Source organism: Thioalkalivibrio sp. AKL12 (genome assembly GCF_000377925.1).
Lineage (GTDB): Bacteria > Pseudomonadota > Gammaproteobacteria > Ectothiorhodospirales > Ectothiorhodospiraceae > Thioalkalivibrio > Thioalkalivibrio versutus.
Map to the genome: position 1 here is coordinate 107,022 of NZ_KB898897.1, position 12,466 is coordinate 119,487.

Below are 12,466 nucleotides of genomic sequence, written 5' to 3' on the forward strand. Positions count from 1 at the left end.
TGCAATAGATAGACTTACAAGCCACTCTTGAGACTGGCTTCAATAAAGGGGTCGAGGTCGCCGTCGAGCACACCCTGGGTGTTCCCGACCTCCACGCCGGTGCGCAGATCCTTGATCCGCGACTGATCCAGCACGTAGGAGCGGATCTGGCTGCCCCAGCCGATGTCGGACTTGGTGTCCTCCACCGCCTGCTTCTCGGCATTGCGCTCCTGCAACTCGCGCTCGTACAGCTTGGCGCGCAGCTGGTTCATCGCCATCTCGCGGTTCTTGTGCTGCGAACGCCCGGCCTGACACGCCGCCACCACTCCGGTCGGGACGTGGGTAATGCGCACCGCCGAGTCGGTGGTGTTCACGTGCTGACCACCGGCGCCGGAGGAGCGATAGGTATCGACCCGCAGATCGGCCGGATTGATCTCGATCTCGAAGTTCTCGTCGATCTCCGGGGAGGCGAACACCGACGCGAACGAGGTATGCCGGCGGTTGCCGGAATCAAACGGCGACTTGCGCACCAGCCGGTGCACGCCGGTCTCGGTGCGCAGCCAGCCGAAGGCGTACTCGCCCTGGATGTGCACGGTCGCACTCTTGATCCCGGCGGTCTCGCCCTCGGAGAGCTCGGTGACCTCCGCCTTGAAACCCTTGTGCTCGGCCCAGCGCAGGTACATGCGCAGCAGGATGTTGGCCCAGTCCTGGGCCTCTGTGCCCCCGGAACCGGCCTGGATATCGAGATAGGCGTTGGCCTCGTCCATATCGCCGGAGAACATGCGGCGAAACTCCAGGCCCTCGATACGCGCGGTCAGCGCCTCCACATCGGCCTCGACTGACGCCGCCGTCTCCTCGTCGCCATCCGCCTCGGCCATCTCCAGCAGGTCCCGGCTTTCATCCAGCTGGGTGCCGATCTCGCGGATGTTGACCACCACGCCCTCAAGCTGGGCCCGCTCCTTGTTCAGCGCCTGGGCCTGCTCCGGGTCGTTCCAGATATCCGGGTTCTGCTCCAGCTCGCGCTGGACTTCCTCTAGCCGTTCTTCCTTGGCAGGGTAGTCAAAGATACCCCCTAAGGCCTTCCAGGCGGCCTTTCAGGTCATCGATCAGGGAATACAGCGCGTTCAGTTCCATGGCAGTTTCCGTCGGGTGCCGTGGCGCGCACGGCAGGTTCGATCACGTGGCGAGAAAAGCCGGGCAGTATAACACCCGACAGCGGCTTCAGGGCCGGCGGGGACGGCGCCAGAACGCCAGCGCGTCGCGGCGTTCCAGCACCAGGGCGCCGGCGCCCGACCCGGCCGTGGATTGCGGATCAACAAATTCCAGCGCGCCCAGGCCGCCACGGAGCAGAGCCCGCAGCTTCGGTGCCACCACGTCGTCGGCAACCGACTCCAGAAGCTCGAGCCGGCGCTCGAGCGACGGGGCCGCCTCCAGTGCCTCGACGACGACCACGGTATCGCCGGATTCCGCCGGGTCGGCCGCCGGGTCGGCTGCCCAGTCGATGCCGGCACCCCGCGCCAGCCAGTGCGCGACCACACCGCCGCCACACACACGGCCCACACTCGTTGGGCCACCGGGATGCCCGGGCGACCAGGGCCAGAGGCCATGCACGGCCCCACGCCCCTCCCGCTCGCGCGCCAGATTCACCGGGTGCTGGAACCAGGCCATCTGCAAGGCGTTGGCCAGTACCTGCAGGCGCCGAGCTACATCGCCCTGCATCGACGGCGCCACCATGGCGCGCCCCATGCCGATCGACGGTGGCGAGCCCGACGCATCGCCCTCGGCGTCCATCCGCATCTCCCACAAACCGTCTTCACTCAGCGCCAAGGTCGCCCCGGCCGCCTCCAGTTCCGGCTGTGCAGCCGACCACAAGGCCTCGCGCTCGGCCTCCGACACCGGCTCCACCGGATAGGCCACCAGGTCCTTCATCCCCGCAGTCAGCTGCACCGGCTGGACCAGCCAGGTTCGCCAGCCGGAATCGGTTGGCCGGTATCCGAGCCGCTCGGCCAACGCGGCCTCCCACCCTGGTGCTTCCGTGCCGCTGACCCCGCTCCGCGCCCGTCCGAGCCAGCGCGCCAGACGTCGCACAGAGAGCGGAGGGGCAACGGCCACCGCGCCCTCGGGCGCTCCCCACAGGCCGGGCAACAGGTGAATCACCCGCCGGCTTGCACCCGGCCGTGTCATCGATCGGACCCGTAGCGCCCCTTCGGCACGTCGCGCTCCTTCGCCGGATCGTCCTCGATCCCCGGCGTCATGCGACCTTCGTCGTCATACGGGAGCCGGACATGCCCGTAGCGAAGCACCAACACTGCGCCCGCCAGAATCAGGACCCCGGCCGTCACCGCGATCAGCTCCCATACGTCCATGTCCTTCATGTCGATGATCACGTAACGCGCCAGCGCGACGATCGCGATGTAGATCGGCAGGCGTACCGGGAGACGCCCGGAACGCAAGTAGATCCCGACCATCGCCAGCACCTCAAGAAAGATGAACAGCAACAGCAGGTCGGCCAACCCCACCCACATCGCCGAGACCATGGTGGCGATCTCCTGCAGGATCGCGATCACGGTGGCGACGGCGATCACCACCAGCACGGCCACTTCGACATGATGCAGGGCGCGGCGCCCGGCGCGTTCGACGTTCATGCATTCACCAGAATTGCCCCAATAAGTCCGGCCATCCTACCACCCGCCCCGGGCACGAACGCTCAATTCTCCCATTGGTCTATACCAATAGACACAACGATCTGAAGCACCCGCCATGACTCGATCCGTCGACATCAAGAAGCTGCCCGCCATACGCCGCATCCAGTGGTCCGCCGCATGCGGACTCGGCGCGGGACTCGTCCTGCTGTTGCTCGCGCTGCCGGCCGCCGCGGAGGACTACCCCGCCGATTCCGCGATCTCTTGGCAGGACTGGGACAGCCAGCTTTTCGAGGAATCCGAGGCACGCGAGCGGCCCATCTTCTTTTATTTTCACGGCCAGTGGTGCACCTGGTGCCGCGACTTCCAGGACGAGTCCCTGGAGAACCCCGACGTGGTGGACACCATCGACCAGCACTACATCCCGGTCCTGGTCGATCTGGACGAACGTGCGGATCTGTTCCGGCGCTACGGTGGCCGCGGCCTGCCCTTCGTGGTCATCGTGAATCACGAGGACGAGATGCTGACCCGCTTTACCGGTCACGTGAATGCCCGCGACCTGCAGAGCATCCTGGTGGCCCAGCGGGACATGTTCTCGGTCACCGGTCGCGAGATCACGCCGGACGATGCCGCGATCGACGATCTTGAAGCCTTCATGGAGATGCTCGACGAGGTCTACGATGCCCGCGCCGACCGCCTGAGCGGCAGCGCCACCTTCGGCACCCTCAGCAAGCGCCCGCAGCCCTGGACCTATCGCTTCCTGCTCACCGCCGAAGGGTGGCGGGATCGCATGCCCGGGCTCCTCGACCAGATCGCGGAGGACCTCTACGACGAGGTCGAAGGCGGCTTCTTCTTCTTTCACGATCCGGACCAGCGCGACCCCGTCCTGGCACTTGAGACCTCCAAGCGCCTGGACCAGAACGCGGCGTTCCTGTGGCTGTTCTCCGAGGCCCATGACACCACCGGCGACGAGCGTTACGCCGAGATCGCCCGCGGCATCCGCGACTACCTGCAAGACCACCTGTGGGACAGCCGCCAGCTGCGCTTCGGCAACAGCCAGTACGCCGACCGCGACTACTACCAGCTGGACCCGGAGACGCGCACGCAAACCGACCCGCCGCAGATCGACCGCAACACCTACGCCGACACCTCGGGCCAGGCGATCGCCGCCCTCGCCAACATGGCGCGAGTGCTGGAAGACAGGGACACACTGGAGTGGGCACACGAGGCCCTTCGGGCGCTGGATCGCTACCTGCAGACCGAACAGGGCTACCTGCACGGCATCACCGCGGCGGGTCGCCCGGCGATGGAGGGCTACCTGCCCTCGCAGATCTGGCCGGAGATCGCCCGCCAGGAGCTGGCGCGCGCCACGGAGGCACTGGACGGCGAGCGACCGGAGATGCCCGACCCGCTCGCGGCACTGGACCGGCTGGAACCGTTCTTCAACGAGGAGCTGGGCGCCCACGCCGAGCGGATCGGCACCGATCTGGAACCCTGGTCGGAGACCCGCACCCAGGCGGCGCTGGCCTGGTGGCTCTACCGCCTGCCGGACGCCGCCATCGAGGAATCCCACATCGATCGCAACATGGTGCGCGAACGCCTGCGCATCGAGCCCGGTGCCGACCCCGACGACCTCGCTCTGGGCTTCGACGCCCTGCGCCGGGGCTTCTGAAGCCCCGTTGCAAGGCCTTGCGGTCGCTTATCCGGCGTCACACCACACCACCCCCGGTTTCCCAGGATGGCGAGCCGAACCTGCGCGGTGCCTGCCTCGGCCGTTACGCCTGTTGACGGAACCCCGCAACCTCGCCCTGTAGCTGCTGCGCCAGGGCCTCCAGCGCCTCCACCGCCTGCTGCATCTCGTTCGCCCCGTCGGCATTGCGCACGGCAATATCGTTGATGTGGTGGATATTGCGGTTGATCTCTTCCGCCACCTGGCTTTGCTCCTCGGTCGCGCTGGCCACCTGGCGGGTCATGTCGTCGATGGCGGTCACCGAGTCGTGGATGTACTCCAGGGTCTCGCCGGCCTCGCCCGCCTTCGCCACGGAGGTCTCCGCATGCTGCTGGCTGACCTCCATCGCCTGCACCGCACGGGTAGCCCCGCCCTGCAGGCGCTGAATGATCTCGCGGATCTCCCCGGTCGAGTCGTTCGTGCGCTGCGCCAGGTGGCGCACTTCGTCCGCCACCACCGCGAAGCCCCGCCCGGCCTCGCCGGCCCGCGCCGCCTCGATGGCCGCGTTGAGCGCCAGCAGGTTGGTCTTCTCGGCGATCTCCTCGATCACCTGCAGGATCGTGCCGATGTTGTCGCTGTCCCCTTTCAGCTCCACGATCACATTGTTCGCCTGACGAATCTCGCCGGCCAGCGTGTTGATCGCACCCTGGGTCGCCTGCACCACGGTGCGCCCGCCTTCCGCCGCACGCGTCGCCTGCCCCGCGCTCTCGGCCGTGCTCTGCGTGTTGTTGGCGACCTCCTGCACCGTGGCAGACATCTGGTTCATCGCCGTGACCACCTGCTCCACATCACCGCGCTGTTCGTGGGTGGCACGCGTCAGTTCATTGCTGCGCCCATCCAGCTGGCGCGCCGAGGCGGCAATCCCGTCCGCCGCGTCGGCAACCTGGCGAATGAGCCCGGAAAGCCGGCCCATCACCGTGTTGAAGGCCGCGCCGGTGCGCCCGATCTCGTCGTCGGTCGTCACCTCCACTCGGTGCCCGAGATCCGCTCGGCCCTCGCCGATCGCCTCCAGCCCCTCGGCCAGGCGCTCCATGGGGCGCGTCAGCACATTGGCGTAGAACCAGCCAATACCCAGCGCCACCACGAACGCGACGATCCACAGCACCCACAGCAGCCACCACAACTGGGTCACCAGCGCCGCGTCCACACCCGCGGCCAGATCACCCTTCATGGTGTGGAAGGTCACGCCGCCCATGATGGACAACGGCACGGTGCTCACCACGATCACCAGGATAATCAGCTTCAGTCGCAGCCCACCCAACGGTCCAATCTTCATCGACGCCCTCCTTTCCGTCCCTTAACGACCAGCCGGTCCCGGTCTTGAGCCCGACACAGTATCCATCCGCCCCGCCCCTATCGTCTTGATCCGGGTCAACCCCAGGTCCCACCACAAGCCAAAAATCGCTCCTGATTAGCAACAATCATCAGCCAGGCCCAATGACCGTGCCGGCCCGGGTTTCCAGCCGCCCCCAGCCTGGTCATCCCGGAAACCGCGTAGCGGTTATCCGGGATCTCTGCGGTTGGGGGTTGCCCCGACGGGGGAGATCCCGGCTCTTCGCTTCGCTCCGGCCGGGATGACCAGGCAGGGGTAAGGCGCTCCGCGATGGTGACATCCCCAACAAGGCCTGGATCCAAGTGCCCCGGGGCGGGCCATGCACGCCCCCCCAAAGGCCCCCCGGCACTGGCTGACTCTTATCGCTAATCAGGAAATCGTCTCACCACGAAGCGCATGAAGACACGAAGAAGATCAAGGGCGATTGCGCCACAGAGGACACGGAGTTCACGGAGAGGATGGAAAGGCTTTCAACTTGAAGCAGGGGGCTCGCTTGGTTTCAGCGGTCGGGCCAGCGGCAACAGAATTCGTCCTTTCTCTGTGTCCTCTGCGTTGATAGGCCTTTGGCCTTGACCTTCTTCGTGCGCTTCGTGGTGAATAAAGCCCTTGAGCAGGCACTCGCCTCACCCCCGATACCCATACACAAAAAACCCGCGGGCCCGAGACTCGGGACCGCGGGTTCGCGGTACTGCGTTAGCGGGTCCGCTTACCGGCTGCGAGCCGCGCGGTTGCCGTTGGCGGACGGGCGACCGTTGCCGCCGCGACCCCCACCGGGCTTGCCACCGCGACCGTTGCGCGGGGCGCCACTACGGGCGCCTCCGCCCGGCTTGCCACCCGGACCACCACGGCGATTGCCGTTGCCGTCATTGGCAGCCGGCTTCGGCGTGGCGAAGCCCTCGGTTTCGATACGGTCGATCGGGCGCTGAATCAGGCGTTCGATGCCCTTCAGCAGCTTGATCTCCTCACCGTCCACCAGCGACAGCGCGGCGCCGTCGGAGCCGGCACGCCCGGTGCGACCGATGCGATGCACGTAGTCCTCCGGCACGTTCGGCAGCTCAAAATTGACGACCTGCGGCAGCTGGTCGATGTCGAGCCCGCGCGCAGCGATATCCGTGGCTACCAGGACCGGCACCTGGCCGGACTTGAACTGCTTCAGCGCCTTGGTACGCGCCGCCTGGCTCTTGTTGCCGTGGATCGCCTCGGAGCGCACGCCATCCTTCGACAGCTTCTCGGCCAGGCGATTGGCGCCATGCTTGGTGCGGGTAAACACCAGCACCTGTTCCCATTTGTTGGTGCGGATCAGGTGGCTCAGCAGCTCGCGCTTCTGGCTGGTCTCGACCAGGTGCACGCTTTGCTTCACGCCCTCGGCGGTCGTGTTGCGCGGCGCGATGTCGATCTCCGCCGGGTTGTTCAGCAGGCCGTTGGCCAGCTTGCGGATCTCGTCGGAGAAGGTCGCCGAGAACATCAGGTTCTGGCGGTTCTTCGGCATCATCGCAATCAGCTTCTTGATGTCACGGATGAAGCCCATGTCGAGCATGCGATCGGCCTCGTCGAGTACCAGGATCTCGACACCGGACAGGTCGATGGTCTTCTGATTGGCGTGATCTAGCAGACGCCCCGGCGTCGCCACCACGATGTCCATGCGATCACGCAGGGCCTTGATCTGCGGGTTCATGTTCACACCGCCAAAGATCGTCATCGAACGCATCTTGAGATTGCGTCCGTAGGTCTTCACGGATTCGTGAACCTGCGCAGCCAGCTCGCGGGTCGGGGTCAGCACCAGGCAACGCGGGCGGCCATTGCCGGCCTGCGGCGCATCCGAGGTGGAAAGGCGCTGCAGGATCGGCAGGGTGAAGCCGGCCGTCTTGCCGGTGCCGGTCTGGGCGGCGGCCAGCAGGTCGCCTCCCTTCAGGACTTCCGGGATGGCCTGGGCCTGGATCGGGGTCGGGTGCTGGTACCCGGAGGTTTCCAGCGCACGCAAAAGGGTATCGGCCAACCCGAGGTCGGCAAAGGTCGTATCAGTCATGGAATGCTCCAACGCCACCCGCCACTCGTTCAACACAGAGCACCCATCGGGGGAAACGAAATCAGGGGGATCACTGCGAGCCGGAAGGCTCTGGATCAAATGAACGGACGCTGACGGGCGGGGCGTTCGATCCGGGCACTATACGCCTTTTGTCAATGAAAAGACACCGCTCCATACCCCATCGGATATATATTTGTTTTGTGCGGGAATATCCGCTAGCTTCATTTTCAAAGAAACCGATGCCCACGCAGCAACGGTCAGGCCGACGCGACCCGCCCATAAGGATGCGTCCAGGGGAGTTGTCCAACAATGTGTGCACTTAGAGCCCGATGATTTCGGGTTCCGATCGGTACCTGCGGCAACATATTGCCCTCGCCTCCGGCGTTCTGCTGGCGCTACTGCTGTTACCGCTGGCGATCTGGATGCTCGGGGTGGAGCTGCCGCGGATCCTGCCCCGCGAGCACCTGACCGCCTTCCACACGGGCGCGGAGTTGTTCGCGGTGGTTGTGGCCGTACTGGTATTCGCGGTGGGCTACCACGTAATCGACCGCCGCCGCGTGGCCGCTTCTCTGCTGCTGGCGTGCGCCTTCCTGGCGGTCGCGTTGCTTGATTTCCTGCACCTGATGACCTATCCGGCCATGCCGGATTTCATCACCCCGAACTCGTCACAACAGACCTTGTTGTTCTGGCTGGCCGCGCGCCTGGTCGCGGCCGCGGCATTGCTCGCCTACGTGGCCCTGCCCATGGTCTCGCAAAGCGACGGTCCACCCCGTCTTGTCTACCTGGTCGGGAGCCTTCTGCTGGTCGCCTTGCTGGCGTGGATCGGACTTTGGCATGCGGAGATCATCCCGCTCCTGTTCGACCCGGTCAGCGGGCTCACGCCCATCAAGATGGGGCTGGAGGCGCTGGTGATCGGCCTGCACCTGGCCACCCTGGCCCTGCTCGCCCTGCGCCGTGAGCTCCTGCAACGTCCGGGCATGCCCCTGGTCGCCGCCGCCATGGTCATGAGCATCGGCAGCGGGATGTTCTTCATGTTCTACGAAGACCTGACGGACACCCCGTTTGTACTCGGCCATTTGTACAAGCTCGCGGCGTATCTCCTGATCTACCAGGGCCTGTTCCTGGAAAGCGTACGCTCGCCCCTCCAGCGCCTGCACCAGGCCCACCGCGATATCGAGATGCGCGAGCAGCGTTACCAGCAACTGGTGGAGACGGCCCCCGACGGCGTGCTGGTCACCGACATGGACGGCCGTATCGTGATGGCCAATCGCAACATCGAACGCCTGTTCGGCTATCCACGCCAGCAATTGATCGGGCAACCGGTGGAGCGGCTGGTCCCCGAGCGCCTGCGCGAACGCCACCGCATACACCGGCGGGCACATGCCCACACCATCAACCGCCGCACCATGGGGCAGGTGCCCCACCTGCGCGGGTGCCGCATCGACGGCACCGAGTTCCCGCTGGACATCAGCCTGAATGCTTTCGACGACAGCGAAGGCCGCCGCATCACCGCGTTCATCCGCGACATCACCGACCGCCAGCGCCGCGAGGCGCGGATCCAGCACCAGGCCACCCACGACAGCCTGACCGAACTACCCAACCGCTGGCTCCTGCACGACCGCCTGACGCAGGGGATCGCCCAGGCCGAACGTCACGGCCACCCGATCGCCGTCATGCTGCTGGATCTCGACAACTTCAAGATGGTCAATGACACCTTCGGCCATCACGAGGGCGACCAGCTGCTGAAGGCCGTGGCCGCACGACTTCAGGGCGCCCTGGACCAGGAGGCGACCATTGGGCGTTTCGGCGGCGACGAGTTCATGATCCTGCTGACCAACGTCGAAGACGAACAGGCCATCGGCGCGATTGCCGAGCGCATCCTCGACATCTTCACCAGCCCGTTCCAGACCGAACAGGCCCGTAGACTGACCTCCACCGGAAGCCTGGGCATCGCCCTGTTTCCGCGCGATGCCCGCGACGAACGCAGCCTGGTTCGCTACGCCGATATGGCGATGTACGAGGCCAAGCACTCCGGACGCAACACCTATGCCTTCTTCTCGCAACACCTGGATGCCCAGGTGCACGAAGAGCAACGCCTGCAACAACGCCTCCAGCAGGCGCTCGGGAACGACGGCCTCGAATTGCACTATCAGCCGCTGGTGGACGTGGCGTCGAATCGCGTCATCGGCGTCGAGGCTCTGGCCCGCTGGACCGACAGCGAGCTTGGTCCCGTTGCCCCGACCCGTTTTATCACCAGCGCCGAGGCCACCGGCCTGATCCTGCCACTCGGCGAGTGGGTCATCTCCGAGGCCTGCGAGCAGCTCGCCCAGTGGTCCCGTTCGGGTCTCGAGCTCCGGGTCGCCATCAACGTCTCGGCGATGCAGTTCCGCCAACACGACCTCGTCCAGCGCCTCGGCGCGATCCTCGAAGCCACGGGCGCCCCGCCCGAGCGCCTCGAGATCGAGGTCACCGAGACCGTGGCCATGGCGGACGTCGCACTCACCCGCGATCAGCTTCGCGGACTGAAGGCCCTGGGCATCCGCGTATCGCTGGATGATTTCGGGACCGGCTATTCCTCGCTCGCCTACCTGAAGTCACTGCCGATCGACAAGCTCAAGATCGATCGCTCGTTCATCGCCGACATCGGCCAGGACCCGGAATCCGACATGATCCTGCGCTCCATCGTCCACCTCGGCCACAGCCTGGGCCTGACCCTGGTGGCCGAGGGCGTCGAGACCACGGTGCAGCGGGATCTCCTCCGGACGATCGGCTGCGACCTCTACCAGGGCTGGATTCATTCAAGGGCCATGGCGCCACTCGCCCTCGCCGACTGCCTGGAGACGCGCCTGGTCTGAAGCGGCCCCTCCACACCACCCCGCCGTCCCGGACACCACGCAACACACACCTCGTCATCCCGGACACCGCCCAACCCCACCCCGTCATCCCGGACACCGCGTAGCGGTGATCCGGGATCCGCCGGCCGGCCACCGCAACACCGAAGATCCCGGCTCTGCGCTGCGCTACGGCCGGGATGACATCAAGGGGACAGGCACCCACCATCAGCTCGAACCAGCAAGCAATCATTCCGCGTGTCGTTTCGCCTCACTTCTCAACGCCTGCGCGCCAGCCAGACACAAAAAGGCCGCCCGAAGGCGGCCTTTCGTGACCGAATCAAGCCCTTCGCCCCACCTTCGAACGAGGCGACGCGGCGCTCAATCAGTACCCCGTACTGCCGTGCACGTCCGGCGGGGCCTCGCGGGTCAGCATGGCCCAGGTCATGTGCGCCATCACCTCCGGCGCCACCACGGTATGCCGGTTACCGCTGTTCTGCATCCCCTCGCGCAGCTCCTGGCGGACCTGCGGCTGCCCGGTCAGATCGAAGATCACATCCACCTGATCCCCGCGTGCCACGAGATCCGCGACCGACTCCAGCGGGATCCCCTTCGCCTCGGCCAGCCGGCGCCCCTCGGTCTCGCCCTGCTCCGAGGCCGCGCAGATCGTCATTCCGGGCAGACCGGACTCCAGCAACATCTCCAGGAAGCGGCCGCCCACCCGGCCAAGTCCCACCACTGCAATCTGAATCGACATATGCACTCCATCCTTTTCTGTTTTTGTTGTTTCCATGCATGCCCACGGTTGCCATCCGCCGGGCACGCTCCCCGACTTTAGGCCATGTGCGGCGCCCACGCACGCCAACCCGTGCACCGGGCCGCCCCGCCCGCCATCCGGCCATTTGGAGCGGCCCGCGGCACGCCCTAGAGTGCCCTGAGTTTGCCAACCAACCGGAGCCCCCCATGGAAAACGTTCACCTGCCGATCCGCGCAGACCGCCGCGAGCAGGGCAAGATCATTCAGCGCATCGAACGCCTGGAGGGAGTGGAGCTGGAATTCACCGACCTCGACGTCGGCGACTACCTGCTACCCAACGGCGTCGTGGTCGAACGCAAGTCCGCCACCGATATGGTTCTCAGTGTCGTCGACAAGAGTCTGTGGGAAAACGCCGCCAAGCTGAAGGCCAACTACCAGCAGGTCGTCTACATCGTGGAGGGGGACCTCTACGAGCCCCGTTTCCATCAGCAGGCGCTGGACATCCACCGCGCCCTGGCCCACCTGACGATCGCCCTCGGCATCAGCGTCCTGCCCAGCTCCGATGCCGACAACAGCGGCATGCTGATCTACCTGCTGGGGCTGAACGCACAGATCGAGCCGGACCCGTCCGACCGCCCGACCAAGCCCGACACCCGGCGCAAGGCCGCCGAATTCATCGTCAGCGGCCTGCCCGGCGTCGAGGCCGACCAGGCCCGCGACCTCCTGCGCGACATCGGCAGCGTGCGCGACATCATCAACGCCGACGCCGCCACCCTCGCCCAGACCGACGGCCTCGACGAAGAACGCGCCCAACGCATCGAATCCGTCGTCACCTACGGCAGCCGCACCACCTGAACACCCCCCGAGCGGCCAGCCGCACGACCCTCTGTGGGAGCCTGCTTGCAGGCGAAGCCCCCTCCAACATCGGGAGCCCTGCAATGCGGCCCGGCCACCCCGTCATCCCGGCCGCAGCGCAGCGAAGAGCCGGGATCTCCGACGGGTGTAGAGGCCCTACCGCAGGAGATCCCGGATAACCGCCACGCGGTTTCCGGGATGACGATCCTGGGGCAAAGTTGGACATCGCAGGAACCAAACCCCTGCAGGAGCGGGCTCGCCCGCGAAGCCCCGCCAAAGCCGGACCTGGACAGCGGACGATGGGCGAGGTGATGC

Annotated in this window: 9 protein-coding genes; 3 read left to right on the forward strand and 6 right to left on the reverse strand. The window is 66.1% G+C overall.

Annotated elements, in window-relative coordinates:
* Positions 1-14 precede the first annotated feature (14 nt).
* From prfB to D579_RS0108950, 3 genes are all read right to left on the reverse strand, one after another.
* A protein-coding gene (gene prfB / locus D579_RS0108940; RefSeq protein WP_155984856.1) for a peptide chain release factor 2 occupies positions 15-1,113 on the reverse strand; the annotation gives its coding sequence in 2 pieces (ribosomal slippage) (positions 15-1,040 and positions 1,042-1,113; 1,098 coding nt in all).
* An 87-nt stretch (positions 1,114-1,200) separates the two neighbouring features.
* On the reverse strand, positions 1,201-1,989 hold the full coding sequence (locus D579_RS0108945; protein ID WP_018951778.1) for a hypothetical protein: 789 nt from the start codon (positions 1,987-1,989) through the stop codon (positions 1,201-1,203).
* Positions 1,990-2,159: 170 nt separating this feature from the next.
* Entirely contained in the window at positions 2,160-2,624 is a 465-nt protein-coding gene (locus D579_RS0108950; protein WP_018937777.1) for a phosphate-starvation-inducible protein PsiE, read from the reverse strand.
* Positions 2,625-2,739: 115 nt separating this feature from the next.
* On the opposite strand from D579_RS0108950, the gene D579_RS0108955 reads away from it, so the two are divergent.
* On the forward strand, positions 2,740-4,293 hold the full coding sequence (locus tag D579_RS0108955) for a DUF255 domain-containing protein (RefSeq protein ID WP_018951779.1): 1,554 nt from the start codon (positions 2,740-2,742) through the stop codon (positions 4,291-4,293).
* Between the two features lie 103 nt (positions 4,294-4,396).
* Here D579_RS0108955 and D579_RS0108960 read toward each other — a convergent pair whose 3' ends face one another.
* Positions 4,397-5,626, reverse strand: a complete 1,230-nt coding sequence (locus D579_RS0108960) for a methyl-accepting chemotaxis protein (protein ID WP_018145889.1) — start codon at positions 5,624-5,626, stop codon at positions 4,397-4,399.
* A gap of 763 nt (positions 5,627-6,389) precedes the next feature.
* Positions 6,390-7,709, reverse strand: a complete 1,320-nt coding sequence (locus D579_RS0108965) for a DEAD/DEAH box helicase (RefSeq protein ID WP_018951780.1) — start codon at positions 7,707-7,709, stop codon at positions 6,390-6,392.
* Positions 7,710-8,038: 329 nt separating this feature from the next.
* Here D579_RS0108965 and D579_RS0108970 point away from each other — a divergent pair, with 329 nt between their 5' ends.
* Positions 8,039-10,564, forward strand: a complete 2,526-nt coding sequence (locus D579_RS0108970; RefSeq protein ID WP_018951781.1) for an EAL domain-containing protein — start codon at positions 8,039-8,041, stop codon at positions 10,562-10,564.
* A 361-nt stretch (positions 10,565-10,925) separates the two neighbouring features.
* Here D579_RS0108970 and D579_RS0108975 read toward each other — a convergent pair whose 3' ends face one another.
* Positions 10,926-11,297 (reverse strand): hypothetical protein, encoded by a 372-nt coding sequence (locus D579_RS0108975; protein WP_018937781.1) that lies wholly within the window; start codon positions 11,295-11,297, stop codon positions 10,926-10,928.
* 206 nt (positions 11,298-11,503) lie between these two features.
* Between D579_RS0108975 and D579_RS0108980 the strand changes: the two genes are divergently transcribed.
* A complete protein-coding gene (locus D579_RS0108980; RefSeq protein ID WP_018937782.1) occupies positions 11,504-12,151 on the forward strand; it encodes an ERCC4 domain-containing protein in 648 nt (215 codons plus the stop codon).
* Positions 12,152-12,466: the final 315 nt, after the last annotated feature.